This is a genomic window from Austwickia sp. (genome assembly GCA_016699675.1).
Taxonomy (GTDB): domain Bacteria; phylum Actinomycetota; class Actinomycetes; order Actinomycetales; family Dermatophilaceae; genus Austwickia.
The window spans coordinates 2529188-2546675 of the sequence record CP064985.1; the positions used below are offsets into that span (position 1 = coordinate 2529188).

Genomic DNA, 17488 nt, shown 5'->3' on the forward strand with positions numbered 1-17488 from the left:
CGCTGCCGGCGGACCGCGTGCTGCCCCGCGACCCGGACGTCATGGCCGCGTACGCCGCCGACGACGCCGAATGGGCTCCGGTCGGGAGCCCCGCCGCGGTCGTCATGCCGCTCTCCACTGCCGAGGTGCAGGCCGTCGTGCGGGCGTGCCTCGCCTACGGCGTACCGGTCGTCCCGCGGGGCGCCGGGACCGGGCTCTCCGGGCGCCAATGCCGTCGACGGCTGCGTGCTGCTCGACCTGTCCGCGATGGCGCAGATCCACGAGATCAACCCGCTGGAGCGGCTCGCCGTCGTGGGTCCGGGGGTCGTCAACGACACCCTGCGGGCGGCGTGCGCCGAGCAGGACCTCTGGTACCCCCCGGATCCCGCGTCCGCGCCCTGGTCGACGATCGGCGGCAACGTCGCGACCAACGCGGGCGGGGTGTGCTGCGTGAAGTACGGCGTCACCCGCGACTACGTGCTCGGCCTGGAAGTCGTCAACGGGCTCGGCGAGATGGTGCGCCTCGGACGTCGTACCGCGAAGGGGGTGGCCGGCTACGACCTCGTGGGACTCCTCACCGGGTCCGAGGGGACGCTCGGCGTCATCACCGAGGTCACGGTGCGGCTGCGCGGCGCCCGGCCCCCGGAGCGATCATCGCCGGCTACTTCGATCGCCTCGTCGACGCCGGCCGGGGCGTCGCGGAGGTGGCCGCCGCCGGGATCACCCCGTCCGCCCTGGAGCTGGTCGACTCGGCCTGCCTCCAGGCGGTCGACGAGTGGCTCTCGATGGGCCTGTCGACCGAGGCCAACGTGATGCTGCTGGCCGCCACCGACCTGCCCGGCGACGCCGGGGCCGCAGAGGCCGCCGCGATCCGGGACGCCTTCGTCGCGGGCGGCGCCACGTTCGCCGCCGTCGCCGGGGACAAGCTGGAAGGCGAGGCCCTGTTCGCGGCCCGGCGGCTCGCGTATCCGGCGCTGGAGCGGCTCGGGCCGGTCCTCACCGAGGACGTCTGCGTCCCCAAGGGGCGGGTCCCCGAGATGCTGGCCCGCATCGAGGACATCGGTCGGCGGCACGAGGTGCGGCTGGCCAACATCGCCCACGCCGGCGACGGGAACCTGCATCCGCTGCTCATCGTGCCGGCCGGCGACGACGCGGCCCGCCGGCGCGCCCAGGCGGCCTTCGACGAGATCATCGCCGCGGCCATCGAGCTCGGCGGCACCGTCACCGGGGAGCACGGGGTGGGCCTGCTCAAGATGGAGGGGCTGGCCGCCGAGGTCTCCCCCGAGGCGATGGCCATGTTCCAGGCCGTGAAGCGGGCCCTCGATCCGCACGGGATCCTCAACCCCGGCAAGGTCGTGCCCCTACCCCCTGGCTGACCAGCCGTTCCGGAGGAAGGAACGGCGCTGGCGCACGCCCCCACCAGCGGCTGGAGTAGAGCGACCACGGGCCCGGCGGGTGCTGGGCCCCCGTCACGCAAGGGGGCGTGCCGTGACACCGTTCATGCTGCGGGTCGCCGAGCTTGTCGGCAGCGACGTCGAACCCGACGAGCTGCCCGCGCCCGCGACCCGGCCGAGCGTCGCGTACGCCGTCAACGAGGGCACCGACCGCCAGATCGCGATCCGCGCGCTGGCCGAGCAGCTCGTCTGCGAGGCCAACGCGGTCCTCGACGCGGCCGACGACCACCTGTCGCTGGAGGACGAGGTCGGCGGCAGCGAGCTGGCCTTCACCGTGCACTACCGCGGCCGCGGCGCCCGCGTCTCGACGCGCTACCTCGGCGGCGCGGCGTACGGGCAGATCGTCGGCGACGGCGTCGCCACCCTCGAGCCCCGCGAACTGGTCGGCCCGGAGGCCCTGCCCGACCTCATCATGCTGCTCCTTCTCGAGTCGGGCGTCGCCCGGCATCCGCACCCGGCCTGATCCAGCCACATCCAGCCTTACCCTGCCTGACCAGCCAAGGAGGTAACCCCCTTGCAATACGAGCTCAAGACCCAAGTCATCGAACAGCGCCGCAAGACGTTCACGCACCTCATCGAGCGGTTCGGCGACCGACCGGCGTCCCGCTACGAGGAGGGCACGATCGGCCTCCAAGCGACCGAGAACTTCCACTACCGCCCGACCTGGGCGCCGGACAAGGAGCTGTACGACCCGGCGTACAGCGAGTTCAAGCTGACCGACCCGTACTCCTTCACCGACCCGCGGCAGCTCTACTACACGCCGTACGTCACCACCCGCACCGGGATGCACGAGGCGTTCGGCAAGACGCTGGACTACCTGGACACCCGGGACCTGTTCGCGAAGCTGCCCGAGGCGTGGCGCAGCATCATGGCCGACACGTTCGTGCCCATGCGGCACTACGAGTCGGCGGGCCAGCTGATCTTCTCGGGGGCCTGCCGCTTCGGCTATGGCACCTCCATCACGCAGTGCTGCGCCTACGCGGCGTTCGACCGCATCGGCATCGCCCAGCTCATCTCGCGCGTCGGCATCGCCCTCGGCGGCGGCGGCGCGGAGCTGCTCGATTCTGCCAAGACGGCCTGGGTCGAGGACGCCCACCTGCAGGGCATGCGCCGGTACGCCGAGGAAGCAATGGTCGAGGCCGACTTGGCCGACACCGTCATCGCCTACGACCTCACCGATCAGCTCACCTACGGGCTGCTCTACCGCGAGCTCGACGAGGCCGCGCTGCTCGGCGGCGCCGGCGCCTATTCGCTGGTCGCGCAGCACCTGTCCGGCTGGTTCGCCGACCAGCGCCGCTGGCTCGACGCGCTCTACAAGGCGTGGCTGGCCGACCCGGAGTACGGCGCGACCAACAAGGCGGCCTTCGAGCGCATCGTCGCCGCCAAGCTGCCTCAGGCCGTGGCCGCCGTGACCGCGATGGCCGAGCACATCGACAGCTTCGCCGCGGTGGGCGCCGTCGAGGCGCTCGGGCGGGTGCGCACCCAGTTGACCGACCACCTGGCCGGCCTCGGCCTCGACGTCAAGGAGAACTGAGCATGGCAGAGCGCGTCGCGCAGGCCCGCTTCGTCAGCGTGGACCTGCAGGAGACCGAGGACCACCGGGCCCTCATCGAGGCGATCATCGCCGACAACGATGACCTCACGGCCAACCACTTCCCCGGCGTCGTCAAGCTCCAGTCGCCCACGAAGATCCTCGTCAAGCGCGAGTCCGTCGAGGAGCGCCTCGGCCGCGAGTGGGAGACCCACGAATTCCAGATGGCCATCGTCACCGTGGCCGGCAACTTCACCGAGTGGGGACGAAGACGAGATCGTCATCGCCTGGGAGCACTGAGGAAAGGGACTGACGCAGAGATACGACCACCCCGAAGAAGCCCAAGAAACTCTCGATGAAGGCGCGGTATTCCGCGCTGACCCGCGACCTCGACTGGGAACCGAGCTACGTCGAATTCGACAAGCTCTACCCGCACGTCACGTACGAGGGCATCAAGATCCACGACTGGAGCAAGTGGGAGGACCCCTTCCGGCTGACCGTGGACGCCTATTACAAGTACCAGGCGGAGAAGGACAAGCGCCTCTACTCCGTGCTGGACGGATTCGCGCAGGGCCAGGGCCACCTCACGTTGTCCGAGGCTCGCTACCTCAACGCGATGAAGATCTTCCTCGGCGGCGTGACCCCGCTGGAATACCAGGCGCACCGCCACTTCGCCTACCTCTCGCGGCATTTCGCTGGCCCGGGCCCGCGGTTCGCGGCGCTGTGCCAGAGCATCGACGAGATGCGGCACGCGCAGACCGAGATCCACACGCTGAGCAATTACAACAAGTACTACAGCGGGTTCCACAACTTCACCCAGCAGCACGACCGGGTCTGGTATTTGTCCGTGCCGAAGTCCTACTTCGACGACGCGCTGTCGGCCGGCCCGTTCGAGTTCCTCATTGCCATCGGGTTCTCGTTCGAGTTCCTGCTGACGAACCTGCTGTTCGTGCCGTTCATGTCGGCCGCCAGCTTCAACGGCGACCTGCCGACCATGACGTTCGGCTTCTCGGCCCAGTCCGACGAGTCCCGGCACATGACCCTCGGGCTCGAGGCCATCAAGTTCCTGCTCGAGCAGGACGAGGACAACGTGCCGATCGTGCAGGAATGGGTCGACAAGTGGTTCTGGCGCGGCTACCGCGTCGCGGCGATCGTGGCGCAGATGCTCGACTACATGCTCCCGCGGCCCGTGATGAGCTGGAAGGAGGCCTTCGAGCTGTACTTCGAGCGGCAGATGCTCGACGGACTGTTCCCGGACCTGGCCTACTACGGCATCAAGCCCCCGCGGTTCGTGCAGCAGGCCATCGACGAGAAGGAGATCCTCTCGCACGCGGTCTACTTGGTCTTCTACAACTTCAGCTTCGCGGCGAACTTCACCACGACGATCCCGACCGAGGAGCACCTGGCCTGGCTCAAGCAGTCCTACCCGGACACGTTCGAGAAGTACTACCAGCCGCGCTGGGACCGGGCCAAGGAGATCGCCGACGGCGGCGGCCGGTTCTTCTTCGGCGGGCTCCCCCAGCTGTGCCAGGTCGGCCAGATCCCGATGACGTTCCCCGAGCCGGGTGACCCGACGACGATCTGCCAGCGGAGCAGCGAATATCAGGGCGAGAACTTCAACTTCTGCTCCGACGGCTGCCAGTGGATCTTCGAGCGGGAGCCCGAGAAGTATGTGCAGGCCTGGCTGCCGGTGCACCAGATCTATCAGGGCAACTGCGGTGGGCCGTCGGTTCCCGAGGTGCTGGAGTGGTACGGCATCGCCGAGGGCGACAACGGCGAATACGAGGGCAGCGTGGACCACGCCAACTGGAAGAAGTGGCACGACCAGGTCGAGGACATCTCCGGCAATCACGCCGACGCACGCGACGAGGCCGCCGTGGCGGCCGCGGTGAAGGAGGTCTGAATCATGGCGATCAAGGCCCTCGCGGACTACGACTTCCCGAGCCGGTCGCGCCAGGAGCTGTACGGCGACGACATGCTGGTGCACGTCTGGTGGAAGGACAACCCGATGTTCTGCGCCGCCGCCACCTTCCGGGCGCCGACGGCCATGACGTGGGCGGACTTCAAGGCCGGAATGATCGATCCGTGGGCCGCCAGCGACCCGGCGTACGATCCGTCCTTCGCCTTCGACTGGGGCTACGACGGCGGTGCCTTTAGCCCCCGGGACGACGCGACGCTGGCCGACCTCGGCGTCGGCCACAAGCACACGATCTCGATGGCCGGCGGGAACCCGCTGAGCCAGCAGTAGCCCCGCGAAGGAGCGGCGCATGCCGATGATGACGGTCGAACCCGACGGCGAGAAGGTGCCGGTCAAGGCCGGCGAGACGATCCTCGACGCCATGTACAACTCGGGCTACGCCTACCGCATCGGCTGCCGCCGTGGGGGCTGCGCCATCTGCAAGGTCGACCTCCTCACCGGGGAGGTGGACTACGCCAAGCCGGTGTGCGACACGGTGCTCACCGACCAAGAGCGCGCCGAGGGGACGTGCCTGAGCTGTCGGGCCGTCCCGCGGGGCGACGTCACGATCCGCCTGCGCGACGAGCGGATCCGGCTGACCAACGCGATGCTCCGGCAGTACCGGCTCGCGCAATACGAGAAGGAGTCATCATGAGTGTTCTGCGGCTGGGTTATGTGCACGCCCGCGTGACGGACATGGCGGACGCCGTGTCGCACTACGAGCGCACGTTGGGCATGAAGAACGTCGGGATGATCGACGGCAAGCAGTACTTCAAGGGCTGGGACGAGTGGGAGCACCACAGCCTGGTCCTCGAAGAGGGCGGCGTGGGCCTGGTCAAGCTGGGCTACAAGGTCTCCTCCGTGGACGACCTGGCCGCCTACGAGAGCCGCGCCCAGCAGTTCGGGGTCACCGTCGAGCGCTTCAGCAAGGGCGAGAACGAGGCCGTCGGCGACGGCGTACGGTTCAACCTGCCCAGCGAGCACCGGGTCGAGCTGTACGCCGAGATGACCGAGGTCGGCAACGAGGTCGGCTTCATCAACCCCGAGGTCTTCCCCCGCGACCTGGTCGGCGTCGGCGTCCCCGGTATCGACCACGCCCTGATCACCGCCGAGGACCCCGGGCTCGCCGAGCGGTTCTTCACGGAGGTGCTCGACTGGTACCCCACCGAGCGGGTCCAGACCAGCCTCGACGACGACCACGAGCTGGTCGGCACCTGGCTGTCCGCCTCCCAGAAGGTGCACGACCTGGCCATCATCGGCGGCCCGCAGGGCGGGCTGCACCACTTCGCGTTCCAGCTGCTCGACTGGAGCGCCGTCGGCCGCGCAGGGTCGCTGTTCTCCATGGACGACGTGTCCGTCGACGTGGGCCCGACCCAGCACGGCATCACCCGCGGCACGACGATCTACTTCTTCGACCCCTCGGGCAACCGCAACGAGGTCTACGCGGGCGGCTACATGGCCTACCGCGACCGGCCGACCGTCCGCTGGACCGTCGACCAGCTCGGCAAGGGCATCTTCTACCTGCAGCGCGAGCTCAACGAGCGCTTCACGACCGTCCTGACCTGACCTGACGTCGGCCAAGGCCAGACCCGAAACCAGACCACGGGCGCCGTACGACGTGACCCGTCGTACGGCGCCCGTCACCACGTTCCGCTCCAGACCCGGAAGGCGAAGCGCCCCGATGTCGCAGACCTACACCGTCACCGTCGAACCGCTCGGCCGTGAGGTCGAATGCCGCGAGGACCAGACGATCCTGGACGCGCTGCTGCGCAGCGGCGTGTGGGTGCCGCACAGCTGCACCCACGGCACGTGCGCCACCTGCAAGGTGGAGGTGCTGGACGGCGACGTCGACCACGGCGAGTCCTCCAGCTTCGCGCTGATGGACTTCGAGCGCGACGAGGGCAAGACGCTGGTGTGCTGCGCGTTCCCGCGGTCCGACGTCACCATCGAGGCCGACGTGGACGTGGACGAGGACATCGAGGTGCACCCGGTCGACGACTACACCGGCACCGTCGTGGCCATCGAGGACATCGCCACCGACACCAAGCGCCTCACCATCGAGATCGACCGGGACCTGGCGTTCAACGCCGGCCAATACATGCGGGTCATGGTGCCCGCGCGGGACGGCGAGCCGGCCGTCGACCGGACCTATTCGATGGCCAACCCGCCCACCGAGCAGCGCTTGCTGGAGTTTCAGGTGCGGCGCGTCGAGGGCGGCAAGGCGACCGACGGGTGGGTGTTCAAGGACCTCGCGGTGGGGGACGAGGTGGCGCTGTCCGGACCGTACGGGCGATTCGTCCTCAAGGTCGGCGGCGACGCGCCCGCCATCATGATCGCCGGCGGCACCGGGCTCGCGCCGATCGCGTCGATGATCAAGCACGCGCTGGTCAACGGCGAGTACGACGGGCACATCACTCTCTACGCCGGGGGCCGCAGCAAGGAGTGGCTGTACGACGTCGACGTCTTCCGGCAGCTCGAGGAGGACTATCCCGAGCAGTTCACCTACCGGCCCTGCCTGTCGGAGACGGGGGAGGACGGGTACGCCGAGGGCACGGTGACCGCCGTCCTGGAGGCCGACCACGAGACCTTGAAGGGGCACCAGGGCTACCTGTGCGGGTTCCCGGCAATGGTCGAGGCGGCGCTGAAGTCGCTGATGTCGCGGCGGCTGTTCCCGCGCGACATCTTCCGGGAGGATTTCTTCAACGAGGCCGACAAGGCCACCGGCGGCGTCAAGTCGCCGTTGATCAAGCGCTAAGCCGTAGGTCGCGGGAGGTGAGCACCCAGCCATGCACCACGAGAACGCGCCGATCACGGCGAACCGGCCCATGCTCACCGCGGCGGGCGCCATGCGCGCCCTGGACGCGGCGTGGCACCAGAGCCTCGAGATCGGCGTGCCGATCAACATCTCCGTCTGCGCCGGCGCCGGCAACGAGCTGGCGTTCCTGCGGCCGGACGGGGCGCCGCTGCTGTCGATGGGCATCGCGCGGGACAAGACCTACACGGTGGCGGCGTTCAACGGGGTGCCCACGCAGAAGTGGTACGGGATGATCAAGGACGAGCCCGCGCTGCTCGCCGGGATCGTGCACCGGGATCGGCTGGTGGTCTTCGGCGGCGGCGTACCGATCGTCATCGACGGCCAACTGGTCGGCGCGGTGGGCTGCTCGGGGGGTTCCGCTGAGCAGTACGCGCAGGTCGCCACCGCGGGCGCCCAGGCGGTGCAGGCCGGCTAGTTTCGGGGGCCCTCGGAAGCCGGGTGTTCACCGTGTTGTGCGCCCGAGGTAACGGGCGTTCACTTTCGCAGGTCAAGGGCTTCTCCGTCGATGGTTCTCCGCCGAGTTTCCGTGCGAGAGAAGGATCCCCCCGTGTTCGGTCATGGTCGCCAGATGTCCGCCTCCCCGACCGGCACGGGCTTGCCCGAGTCGACGCTGCGCAGCCTGCTCTCCCGCGGGGACCAGGTCACCGTCGCGGTGGTCGACCTGACCGAGTGTCTGGCCCGGATGACCTCGGCCACGCAGGAGACGGCGACCGCCGCGGCGTCGATGTCCGTGGCCACGGGCACCGTCGCGGACGAGGCGCAGGCCGTGGCCTCGGCCACCGAGGAGATGACCGCCGCGATGCGCGAGGTCTCCGAGGCCGCCTCCCAGGCCACCGCGGCCGTCGCGGACGCCTCCCAGGCGGCCCGTGGGGTCCGGGGTGCGGTCGACTCGCTCGCCGAATCGGCCGGGCAGATCGATGGCGTCGTCAAGACCGTCTCCAGCATCTCCGACCAGACCCGGTTGCTCGCCCTCAACGCCACGATCGAGGCCGCCCTTCCCGGCGCCGCCGGGAAGGGCTTCGCCATCGTGGCCGAGGAGGTCAAGAGCCTGGCGCACGAGACGACCGCGGCCACCGCCGAGATCGGCGACAAGCTCGCCCAGCTCGCCAGCAACAGCGAGCAGGTTCGGGAGGCGGTCCTGCGCATCGACGAGATGCTCCGGCGCGTCGAGCTGAGCCAGACCTCGATCGCGGCCGCCATCGAGGAGCAGAACGCGACGATCGCCGAGATCACCCGATCCGCGACCAAGGTGGCCGACGCCACCACCGAGCTGCGGTCCGAGGTCGCCGATTGCGTGACGGCCACCGATCAGGCCCGGGCCAGCCTCACCCGGTCGCACCAGCAGATGGACCAGGTGGAGCACGTCGTGGGCGCGCAGCGGCAGGCCGTCGAGGCGATCGCCGGCAGCGTCACGGTGCATCCGCTGCGGGCCGCCATCACCGCGCACGCGGCCTGGAAGAAGCGGCTCCGCGCCGCGATCGACTCCGGCACCCTCCCCGAGGGCGTCACCGTCGAGTCGGCCGCCCGCGACGACGGGTGCGCCTTCGGTCAGTGGCTGGGCACCGGGGAGCCCGAGGCCCTCGACCGGACCCGCACGGCCACGGCCCGCGCCACGCACGCCGACTTCCACCGCGCCGCCAGCCGCATCCTGGCCGAGGCCGTGGGCGGCCGTCGCACCGCGGCCGAGCACCTGATGTGCGACACGAACGGGTACGCCGGGATCGCGATGAACCTCACCGACCAGCTGACCTCCTGGGCCGCAGGTCGAACGCGACTGAGCGGGGTCAGTCGCAGGCCACAGCCGTGGCCAGGGCCTGGCAGATCTGCTGCATCCGCGCCGGGCTGAGCCGGCCGAGCCGCTCGGTCAACTGGTGAACCGCGACGTCCGTCAGCGAGTCCAGCTGAACTACCGACAGCTTTGTGACGGGGTCGTCGCCGGGCTCCAGCAGCACCTCGGTGAGCAGGCCGCGACGGCGAGTGCTGCAGAAGGCCACCATCGTGCGCCGGCGACCCGCGATGGCTTCATCACGGCTCAGGACGACTGCGGGTCGCGGTCCCACCTCGGCAATGCTGGACCACCACAGCTCGCCGTGGGATGGCAGGTCAGTAAACATCTTCGGGTGAGCGGCTGGCTACGGCGGCGTCGAGGAATTCGTTCAGGTCGCCCCACTCGTCGACCGCGTCGTTGCCGTTCGCATACGCCCGCGCATACTGCGCCGCGATCTCCTCGTCCCGATGCCGCTTGAGCAGCAGCCGGAGGGCGTCCTCGACCATCGACGAGTCGTTGTGGTCGGGGTTGATGGCGCGGGCCTGGGTCAACAGGTCGCCGTCCACCGTCGTACTGATCCGCACGCGCGCCATGCCACAAAAGTAGCACGATCATGCCACCAAGCTCTGCGGCGCCTCACCGGCGGCGTCGGCGCTGGTCACTGGGCATCGAGGGGGTGCGCCGGCGGCGGCGTGCGGGCCTGCAACAGGCGACCCAACGCGAGCCCGACCGTCCGCGCGGCGGGGGCTACCCGCACGACCTCGCGGGTCGAGCGGCCCGTTACGGACAGGGCCGCGACCACGCGGTCCTGGGCGTCGAAGACCGGCGCGGCCACGCAGTGGATCCCCACGGTCGACTCCTCGCGGTCATAAGCCACCCCGTTGGCGCGGATGGTCTCCAGCTCGCGGCTGAGGGTGCCGGGCGTGCAGATCGTCCGGGGGGTCAGCCGGGTCAGGCCCGCGTCGATCCGGGCCGTGACGACCTCGGCCGGGGAGTAGGCGAGGATCACCTTGCCCACGCCCGTCGCGTGCGCGGGGAGGCGGCCGCCGAGCCGGCTCGGCAGCCGCGTCGACCCGGGGCTGTTGAGGATCTGCACGTAGACGACCTCGATGCCGTCCAAGACCGCCAGGTGCACCGTGCAGCGGGTCGCCTCGCGCAGGTCGGCCATGAGCGGAAGGGCGGCCTCGCGGAGGGCGCGCTGCGGCGGTACGCCGGCGCCCAGCTCGAACAGGCGCATCCCGAGCCGGTAACCCCCGTCGGCCCGCTCCAGCAGCGCGTGCCGGCACAGTTCCTCGGCGAGGCGGTGGGTGGAGGTCTTGGGCAGGCCGGCGCGGCGCGCCAGCTCCGCCAGCGGCAACGCCTGCTCGGCGCGATACAGCGCGTCGAAGAGCAGCATTTGGCGGGCCACCTGCGAGGGGGGAGCTTCCGGATTTGGCCTGCGGGCACGCGGGGTGGCGGCCATCATGGAAGGACGCGACGGCGGGGGAGTCGCGTTCCGCTCAGCGGGACACATTCCTTGATGTTGGCATCGCGATCGGCGACTGTCGAGGTATGGCCAGACGGTCACCACCGTCGGGGAAGGGATCGCTATGACGCTGACCGCGCTCGACGCTGCGGGGGACCGTCCGGACACGCTCCGCTCGGTCGCCAGCGCCCTTGACGTGCTGGACTGCTTCAGCCGCGACGCCGAGCTGGGCGTCTCGGACATCGCGCGGCGCCTCGGGATCGCCAAGAGCACGGCGCATCGGCTCCTGACCACGCTGTGCAGCCGCGGCCTCGTGGAGAAGAACGCCGCCAGTGGGCAATACCGCCTCGGGCTGCACCTGTTCGAACTCGGCCAGCTGGCCCAGCAGCGCCTGCGCTTGCGGGAGGTAGCACTCCCGATGCTGGAGGAGCTGCGGCAGCTCACCGGGCACACCGTCCACCTCGGCGTGCTCGACGGCGTCGACATCGTCTATGCGGAGCGCCTGGAGTCGCCGGAGTGTCGCCGCCTGATGACCGCGGTGCCGCGCCGCTTCCCGTCGCACTGCACCAGCTCCGGCAAGGTCATCGCGGCCTTCAACCCGGACCCGCTCGACCGTGGCTTCCCGCCGCGCACGGTGGGGACGATCCGCTCGGCCCAGGCCTACCGGACCGAGGTGGCGCAGAGGGCCAAGCTCGGCGTGGGCATCACGCACGGCGAGGCGGTCTCGGGGCTGTCCAGCGTGGCGGCGCCGATCCGCGACCTGACCGGCCGCGCCTACGCCGCGATCAGCCTCGTCGCGCCCACGACCCGAATGCTGGGCGAGGTCGACCGTTCCTCGCGGCTCGTCGCCACCGTCGGCAAGCGCATCTCCGGCCGGCTGGCGATGGCCAGCTGAGCGTTCCCCACCGGGGAACACCCCTGATCACCTCGCGATGGAGCGGCGTAGCGTCGCCCCATCGGACCTTGGCGTCCGCCTGGCCGCCGGGACGTCAAGCATGAAGGAGTGCGTCGTCGTGGACCCGTCCCTGCGCGCAGAGGCCGCCGCTCGGCTCCTGGAGGCCTATCGAACGCGGGCGGCCATCGAGCCGCTCATCGACACCTACCCGGGCCTGGAGCTGGCGGACAGCTACGAGATTCAGCTGCTGCAGATTCGTCAGCGCCTCGCCGAGGGGGCGGTGGTCAAGGGCCACAAGGTGGGGTTGACGGCGGCGACGGTGCAGCGGCAGTTGGGGGTTGACCAGCCGGATTACGGTCACCTGCTGGACGACATGTTCTACCTGGAGCACGCGCCGATCCCCGCGGTGCTTTCTTGCAGCCGAAGATCGAGCCGGAGATCGCGTTCGTGTTGCGGGCGCCGTTGAAGGGCCCCGGGGTGACCGTGGCGCAGGCGCTCGCGGCAGTCGATTTCGTGCTGCCGGCCCTGGAGATCGTGGACAGCCGGGTGCGGGATTGGAGGATCTCGATCCTCGACACGATCGCCGATAACGCCAGCTCCGGCGCGGTGGTGCTGGGGAGCCGGCCGACCCGGATCGAGGACGTCGATCTGCGGCTGACCGGCTGCGTGCTGCACCAGAACGCCCAGGTCGTCGCCACCGGCGCCGGTGGCGCCGTGCTCGGCTCCCCGATCAACTCCCTGGTGTGGCTGGCCAACACCGTCGGTGCGCTGGGGATCACCCTGGAGCCGGGGCACGTGGTGCTGCCCGGTTCGTGCACCCCGATGGTGTCGGTGAGTGCTGGTGACTCGGTCACCGCCACGTTTGCCGGTCTCGGCAGCGTGACCGCTCGTTTTGCGAAGGAGAAGTGACGTGGCCCTGCCCACTCGCCCCGCAACCGCGGCCATCATCGGCTCCGGCAACATCGGCACCGACCTGATGTTCAAGCTGCTGCGCCGGTCCGAGATGATCACGCCGAAATACATGATCGGCATCGACCCGAACTCCGATGGTCTGCGGCGGGCCGAGAGTGTCGGCCTGACCGCCTCGGCCGGCGGTGTCGACTGGCTGCTGTCGCTGCCGACGGAGGAGTTGCCGGACATCGTGTTCGACGCGACCTCGGCCAAGGCGCACGCCGCCTCGGCGCCGCGGTTCGCCGAGAAGGGCATCGTGGCCGTGGATCTGACTCCCGCGGCGGTCGGCCCGTTCGTCTCGCCGGCCGTCTCGGAGGCCTTCGACGAGGGCGCGATGAACATCAACATGATCACGTGCGGTGGCCAGGCCACGATCCCGATCGTGCACGCGGTGACCAGGGTGACCGGCCCGACGCCGTACGCGGAGATCGTCGCGTCGCTGTCGAGCAAGTCCGCGGGTCCGGGCACGCGGGCCAACATCGATGAGTTCACCGAGACGACCAGCAAGGCGATCGAGGAGGTCGGCGGCGCCCGCAAGGGCAAGGCGATCATCATCCTCAACCCGGTCGAGCCGCCGATGAAGATGCGCAACACGGTCTTCGTGGCCATCCCCGCCGAGTACGCCGAAGCGGGCCCCAAGCAGGACGAGCTGACGGCCTCGATCACGGCGATGGTGGAGCAGGTCCGCAAGTACGTGCCCGGCTACAGCATGAAGTCCGACCCGCAGTACGACGAGGCCCGCGACACCTGGAACGGGATGGCCCGGGTGGCGGTCTTCCTCGAGGTGGTCGGCGCCGGTGACTACCTGCCGGACTACGCCGGCAACCTCGACATCATCACCGCCGCGTCGGCGCACATCGGCGACAAGCTGATGGCCTACCGCCAGGCGCACCCGGTCAAGGGCGTCGCGCAGCAGGTGGAGTTCCGGGCCGCGACGTCGGCGCCGCTTCCGGGCAGCGCCGCGGATCGGGCGTTGAAGCAGGCCGCGAAGCACGACACCAGCAAGGACGAGGCGACCCAGCCCGGGACGAGCAAGGAAGAGGCGAAGGCATGAGCGAGGTGCTGTTCGCGCAGGAGCGGACCACGACCGATGCGGTGGGCACGAAGCGTCAGGTGCGCATCACGGACATGACGCTGCGGGACGGCAGCCACCCGATGCGCCACCAATTCACCGTCGAGCACGTGCGGGACACGGTGCGGGCGCTGGACGACGCGGGCGTCGAGGTCATCGAGGTCAGCCACGGCGACGGCCTGGGCGGCTCCAGCTTCAACTACGGCTTCTCGGGCACCGACGAGCTCAAGCTCATCCAGGTCGCGGTCGAGGAGGCGCGGCAGGCCAAGATCGCCTCGTTGCTGTTGCCCGGGGTCGGCACGGTCGAGGACCTGAAGCGGGCCCAGGACGTCGGCATCTCCGTGGTGCGGATGGCGACGCACTGCACCGAGGCCGACACGTCGTACCAGCATTTCGGCGCCGCGCGCGACCTCGGGCTGGAGACCGTCGGCTTCCTCATGCTGAGCCACCGCGTCTCCCCGGAGAAGTTGGCCGAGCAGGCCGCGATCCAGGTCGACGCGGGTTGTCAGTGCGTCTACGTGGTGGATTCGGCGGGGGCGTTGATCCTGGACCAGGCCAAGGAGCGGGTCGCCGCGGTGGTGGATCGGATCGGCAAGGACGCCCAGGTCGGCTACCACGGCCACCAGAACCTGTCGCTGGGGGTGGCGAACTCGATCCTGGCCTACCAGGCCGGGGCGCGGCAGATCGACGGCGCGTTGTCGGCGCTCGGTGCCGGGGCGGGGAACAGCCCGACCGAGGTGCTGGCCGTGACCTTCGAGCGGCTCGGCATCGACACGCAGCTGGACACCGACAAGCTGCTCCACGCCGCGGAGAACGTGGTGCGCCCGTTCCTGCCCGCGTTGCCCTACATGGACCGCGGCTCGATCACGCAGGGCCAGGCGGGGGTCTACAGCTCCTTCCTCAAGCACGCGGAGCGGGCCAGTGAGCGGTACGGCGTGCCGGCGCACGCGATCCTGGAGCGCGTCGGTCAGTACGGGTACGTCGGGGGCCAGGAGGACATGATCATCGACGTCGCGATCGAGCTGCTCAACGAGGCGTCGGATCCCAACATCATCGGAGCGAAGTGATGACCGCGCAGCGATGGGATGTCGACAGCGTCGCCACGGAGCTGCTGGCGTGTGAGGCGGAGCGGCGCGACCGGGTCAAGTTCACCGACGAGTGGCCCGAGCTCGACGTGGAGACGGGCTATCGGATCCAGGACGAGACCCTGCGCCGGCGCCTGGCGCGGGGGGAGAAGCTGATCAGGGTCAAGCTGGGCCTGACCAGCCGCGCCAAGCAGCAGCGGATGAACGTCGACACCCCGTTCGTGGCGTGGCTGACCGACGCGATGATCCTGCCCGCCGGGGACCCGGTGCCGCAGGACCAGCTCATTCACCCGCGCATCGAGCCGGAGATCGTGTTCGTGATGCGGGAGAGGCTGGCCGGTCCGGGGGTGACGGGCGCACAGGCGATGGCGGCCGTCGGGTCGATCCTGGGCGGGGTGGAGATCATCGACTCCCGATACAAGGACTTCAAGTTCACCGCGGGCGACGTGATCGCGGACAACGCCTCCTCGGGGGCGTTCGTGACCGGCGGGATCACCCTGCCCCCGGAGGCCATCGACCTGGCCACCGAGGCCGTGCTCATGGAGGTCGACGGCGAGATCGTCGACTCCGCCACCGGCGCCGCCGTCCAGGGCCACCCCGGGGAGGCCCTCGCGCTCGCGGCGAACGACCTGGCCAAGCGGGGCCTGGCGATCGAGGCCGGCTGGATCGTCCTCACCGGCGGGATCACCGACGCCGTCTTCGCCCCGCCCGGCTCCAGCATCGCCGCCCACTTCGCCCACCTCGGCTCCGTCTTCGTCGCCGGCGGCGCGGCGCCCTCGGGGGAGGCGGGCTGATGCCGCTCATCGAGTGCACCTTCACCACGGCCGAGCACCGGACCCCGGCGATGATGCGCCAACTGATCTCCGCGCTGACCGATGCGGTGGTGCAGACCGGGGTCGCCCCGAAGGACAGCGTGCGGGTGATTCTGCGCGAGGTCCCCGCCGAGCACTTCGCCGCCGGCGACGTCACCCTCGCCGAACGTCGGGCCGCGGCCGTGCAGCCCGTTCCCAGCACCGGCGCCGCCGCCGAGAAAGGCTCGTGAATCATGGCTGACCTGAAGTTCTTCGGTCACATCATCGACAACGAGGAAGTCGAGTCGGTCGACGGGGCGCGGTTCGACGTCTACAACTCCTACACCCAGCAGGTCTGGGCGCAGGCCGCCGAGGGCGGGGAAGAGGATGCCCGGCGCGCAGTGGCCAGCGCCCGCACAGCGTTCGACGAGGGGCCGTGGCCGCGGATGGGTCGCGTGGAGCGGGCCAAGGCCATCCACAAGCTCGCCGACCTCATGGAGGCCCGGGCCGACGACCTCGCGACGTACGACTCCCGCAACATGGCCAAGCCCTTCGCCCAGGCCAAGCACGACATCGCCCGATCGGTGCACAACTTCCGGTTCTTCGCCGACCACCAGCGGGACAACTGCGGCCAGGTCTTCCCGATGGACTCGGGGCACCATAGCTACAGCGAGTTCGGCCCGGCCGGCGTCGTCGCGGCCATCTCGCCGTGGAACTTCCCGCTGATGATGGCGACCTGGAAGATCGCGCCGGCGATCGCCTGGGGCAACACCTGCATCATCAAGCCCTCGGAGGACACCCCCGCGTCGGTGACCCTGCTGGGCCGGCTGGCGGCCGAGGCCGGGTTCCCGCCGGGGGTGCTGAACGTGCTCAACGGGCACGGGGCTCCGGCCGGTGCGGCCCTGACCTCCCACTGGGACGTCGATCGGGTCACGTTCACCGGGTCCAGCCAGACCGGCAAGCTCGTCATGAAGTCGGCGGCGGAGCACCTCGCGCCGGTGAGCCTGGAGCTCGGCGGCAAGGGCGCCAACATCGTCTTCGCGGACGCCGACCTCGACAACGCCGTGTACTGGGCCGTCGAGGCCATCTTCCGCAACGCGGGCCAGATCTGCCTGGCGGGCTCCCGGCTGTTCGTGCAGGACGAGATCTACGACGAGTTCCTGAAGCGATTCGTCGCCAAGGCCGAGTCGCTGGTCATCGGCGACCCGTTCGACCCGGCGACGACGTTCTCGGCGCTGAGCAGCAGGAAGCACTTCGAGAAGGTCGCCGGCTACGTCGAGCAGATCCGCGCGCTCGGCGGCACGGTGCACACCGGCGGCGTCGCCGACGACGGGTCCTGGGTGGTCCGGCCCACGATCGCCGACGGGCTGGGGCTGGACGCGGCGCCGTACTGCGAGGAGATCTTCGGTCCGGTCTGCATCGTCAACCGGTTCGCCACCGAGGACGAGGTCGTGGCGATGGCCAACGACACGCGCTACGGCCTCAACGCGATGCTGTTCACGGAAAACCTGTCGCGGGCGCACCGCGTCTCCTCCCGGCTGCGGGCCGGGACGGTGTGGGTGAACTGCTTCTTTATCCGGGATCTGCGGACGCCGTTCGGCGGCGGGGGCGATTCTGGAGTGGGCCGCGAGGGCGGCGACTTCAGCCGCGAGTTCTTCACCGAACCCAAGGCCGTGGTCATGCAGATCAACCGCGACGGGAGCTGACCGCCTGGCGGTAGCTGCC

At 69.9% G+C, this 17488-nt stretch carries 18 protein-coding genes and 3 pseudogenes; 18 read left to right on the forward strand and 3 right to left on the reverse strand.

Features of this window, described 5'->3' with window-relative positions; translation table 11 throughout:
- Window positions 1-41 precede the first annotated feature (41 nt).
- From IPK37_11600 to IPK37_11650, 11 genes and pseudogenes are all read left to right on the forward strand, one after another.
- Window positions 42-1355: pseudogene (locus IPK37_11600) on the forward strand (FAD-binding protein).
- A 112-nt stretch (window positions 1356-1467) separates the two neighbouring features.
- Window positions 1468-1896: a hypothetical protein gene (locus tag IPK37_11605; protein QQR99650.1), complete on the forward strand. Its 429-nt coding sequence runs from the start codon at window positions 1468-1470 to the stop codon at window positions 1894-1896.
- A gap of 51 nt (window positions 1897-1947) precedes the next feature.
- On the forward strand, window positions 1948-2967 hold the full coding sequence (locus IPK37_11610) for a phenol 2-monooxygenase (protein ID QQR99651.1): 1020 nt from the start codon (window positions 1948-1950) through the stop codon (window positions 2965-2967).
- A gap of 2 nt (window positions 2968-2969) precedes the next feature.
- Window positions 2970-3264 (forward strand): annotated as a pseudogene (locus IPK37_11615) (MmoB/DmpM family protein).
- 55 nt (window positions 3265-3319) lie between these two features.
- Window positions 3320-4867, forward strand: a complete 1548-nt coding sequence (locus tag IPK37_11620; GenBank protein ID QQR99652.1) for a YHS domain-containing protein — start codon at window positions 3320-3322, stop codon at window positions 4865-4867.
- Between the two features lie 3 nt (window positions 4868-4870).
- Window positions 4871-5212 carry a phenol hydroxylase gene (locus tag IPK37_11625; protein ID QQR99653.1) on the forward strand — a complete coding sequence of 114 codons (342 nt, stop codon included), beginning with the start codon at window positions 4871-4873 and terminating at the stop codon, window positions 5210-5212.
- 19 nt (window positions 5213-5231) lie between these two features.
- On the forward strand, window positions 5232-5576 hold the full coding sequence (locus tag IPK37_11630; GenBank protein ID QQR99654.1) for a 2Fe-2S iron-sulfur cluster binding domain-containing protein: 345 nt from the start codon (window positions 5232-5234) through the stop codon (window positions 5574-5576).
- On the forward strand, window positions 5573-6487 hold the full coding sequence (locus IPK37_11635; GenBank protein QQR99655.1) for a catechol 2,3-dioxygenase: 915 nt from the start codon (window positions 5573-5575) through the stop codon (window positions 6485-6487). Before IPK37_11630 ends, IPK37_11635 begins: the two co-directional genes overlap by 4 nt.
- Before the next feature lie 115 nt (window positions 6488-6602).
- A complete protein-coding gene (locus IPK37_11640; GenBank protein QQR99656.1) occupies window positions 6603-7676 on the forward strand; it encodes a 2Fe-2S iron-sulfur cluster binding domain-containing protein in 1074 nt (357 codons plus the stop codon).
- A gap of 70 nt (window positions 7677-7746) precedes the next feature.
- The gene (locus tag IPK37_11645; GenBank protein ID QQS02835.1) at window positions 7747-8151 is read left to right on the forward strand and encodes a heme-binding protein; all 405 of its coding nucleotides are present in this window, start codon (window positions 7747-7749) and stop codon (window positions 8149-8151) included.
- 153 nt (window positions 8152-8304) lie between these two features.
- Entirely contained in the window at window positions 8305-9582 is a 1278-nt protein-coding gene (locus tag IPK37_11650) for a CZB domain-containing protein (protein ID QQR99657.1), read from the forward strand.
- On the opposite strand, the gene IPK37_11655 is transcribed toward IPK37_11650, so the two are convergent.
- The 3 genes from IPK37_11655 to IPK37_11665 form a co-directional block, all read right to left on the reverse strand.
- Window positions 9521-9850 carry a type II toxin-antitoxin system PemK/MazF family toxin gene (locus tag IPK37_11655; protein ID QQR99658.1) on the reverse strand — a complete coding sequence of 110 codons (330 nt, stop codon included), beginning with the start codon at window positions 9848-9850 and terminating at the stop codon, window positions 9521-9523. The two genes, IPK37_11650 and IPK37_11655, sit on opposite strands and share 62 nt — an antisense overlap.
- Complete coding sequence (locus IPK37_11660; GenBank protein QQR99659.1) at window positions 9840-10097, reverse strand: type II toxin-antitoxin system CcdA family antitoxin; 258 nt, start codon at window positions 10095-10097, stop codon at window positions 9840-9842. The genes IPK37_11655 and IPK37_11660 overlap by 11 nt, the downstream gene beginning before the upstream one ends.
- A gap of 65 nt (window positions 10098-10162) precedes the next feature.
- The gene (locus IPK37_11665) at window positions 10163-10900 is read right to left on the reverse strand and encodes an IclR family transcriptional regulator (protein QQR99660.1); all 738 of its coding nucleotides are present in this window, start codon (window positions 10898-10900) and stop codon (window positions 10163-10165) included.
- Window positions 10901-11093: 193 nt separating this feature from the next.
- Here IPK37_11665 and IPK37_11670 point away from each other — a divergent pair, with 193 nt between their 5' ends.
- The 7 genes and pseudogenes from IPK37_11670 (at window position 11094) to IPK37_11700 (ending at window position 17469) form a co-directional block, all read left to right on the forward strand.
- Window positions 11094-11864, forward strand: coding sequence for an IclR family transcriptional regulator (locus IPK37_11670; GenBank protein ID QQR99661.1), 771 nt, complete (start codon window positions 11094-11096; stop codon window positions 11862-11864).
- 100 nt (window positions 11865-11964) lie between these two features.
- Window positions 11965-12773: pseudogene (locus IPK37_11675) on the forward strand (fumarylacetoacetate hydrolase family protein).
- 7 nt (window positions 12774-12780) lie between these two features.
- Window positions 12781-13869 (forward strand): acetaldehyde dehydrogenase (acetylating), encoded by a 1089-nt coding sequence (locus IPK37_11680; protein ID QQS02836.1) that lies wholly within the window; start codon window positions 12781-12783, stop codon window positions 13867-13869.
- Entirely contained in the window at window positions 13866-14954 is a 1089-nt protein-coding gene (gene dmpG, locus IPK37_11685; protein ID QQR99662.1) for a 4-hydroxy-2-oxovalerate aldolase, read from the forward strand. Before IPK37_11680 ends, dmpG begins: the two co-directional genes overlap by 4 nt.
- The gene (locus tag IPK37_11690) at window positions 14954-15766 is read left to right on the forward strand and encodes a 4-oxalocrotonate decarboxylase (protein QQR99663.1); all 813 of its coding nucleotides are present in this window, start codon (window positions 14954-14956) and stop codon (window positions 15764-15766) included. The genes dmpG and IPK37_11690 overlap by 1 nt, the downstream gene beginning before the upstream one ends.
- Window positions 15766-16014, forward strand: a complete 249-nt coding sequence (locus IPK37_11695) for a tautomerase family protein (GenBank protein ID QQR99664.1) — start codon at window positions 15766-15768, stop codon at window positions 16012-16014. The genes IPK37_11690 and IPK37_11695 overlap by 1 nt, the downstream gene beginning before the upstream one ends.
- A gap of 3 nt (window positions 16015-16017) precedes the next feature.
- The gene (locus IPK37_11700) at window positions 16018-17469 is read left to right on the forward strand and encodes an aldehyde dehydrogenase (GenBank protein ID QQR99665.1); all 1452 of its coding nucleotides are present in this window, start codon (window positions 16018-16020) and stop codon (window positions 17467-17469) included.
- The last annotated feature ends 19 nt before the right edge of the window (window positions 17470-17488 follow it).

Bases quoted from the DNA above. Each gene is read 5' to 3' on its own strand.
- IPK37_11665 (QQR99660.1), bottom strand. From the start codon at position 10,900: ATGCTGCTCTTCGACGCGCTGTATCGCGCCGAGCAGGCGTTGCCGCTG.
- IPK37_11630 (QQR99654.1), top strand. From the start codon at position 5,232: ATGCCGATGATGACGGTCGAACCCGACGGCGAGAAGGTGCCGGTCAAG.
- IPK37_11655 (QQR99658.1), bottom strand. From the start codon at position 9,850: ATGTTTACTGACCTGCCATCCCACGGCGAGCTGTGGTGGTCCAGCATT.
- IPK37_11640 (QQR99656.1), top strand. From the start codon at position 6,603: ATGTCGCAGACCTACACCGTCACCGTCGAACCGCTCGGCCGTGAGGTC.
- IPK37_11690 (QQR99663.1), top strand. From the start codon at position 14,954: ATGACCGCGCAGCGATGGGATGTCGACAGCGTCGCCACGGAGCTGCTG.
- IPK37_11620 (QQR99652.1), top strand. From the start codon at position 3,320: ATGAAGGCGCGGTATTCCGCGCTGACCCGCGACCTCGACTGGGAACCG.
- IPK37_11660 (QQR99659.1), bottom strand. From the start codon at position 10,097: ATGGCGCGCGTGCGGATCAGTACGACGGTGGACGGCGACCTGTTGACC.
- IPK37_11650 (QQR99657.1), top strand. From the start codon at position 8,305: ATGTCCGCCTCCCCGACCGGCACGGGCTTGCCCGAGTCGACGCTGCGC.
- dmpG (QQR99662.1), top strand. From the start codon at position 13,866: ATGAGCGAGGTGCTGTTCGCGCAGGAGCGGACCACGACCGATGCGGTG.
- IPK37_11670 (QQR99661.1), top strand. From the start codon at position 11,094: ATGACGCTGACCGCGCTCGACGCTGCGGGGGACCGTCCGGACACGCTC.
- IPK37_11635 (QQR99655.1), top strand. From the start codon at position 5,573: ATGAGTGTTCTGCGGCTGGGTTATGTGCACGCCCGCGTGACGGACATG.
- IPK37_11700 (QQR99665.1), top strand. From the start codon at position 16,018: ATGGCTGACCTGAAGTTCTTCGGTCACATCATCGACAACGAGGAAGTC.
- IPK37_11695 (QQR99664.1), top strand. From the start codon at position 15,766: ATGCCGCTCATCGAGTGCACCTTCACCACGGCCGAGCACCGGACCCCG.
- IPK37_11645 (QQS02835.1), top strand. From the start codon at position 7,747: ATGCTCACCGCGGCGGGCGCCATGCGCGCCCTGGACGCGGCGTGGCAC.
- IPK37_11625 (QQR99653.1), top strand. From the start codon at position 4,871: ATGGCGATCAAGGCCCTCGCGGACTACGACTTCCCGAGCCGGTCGCGC.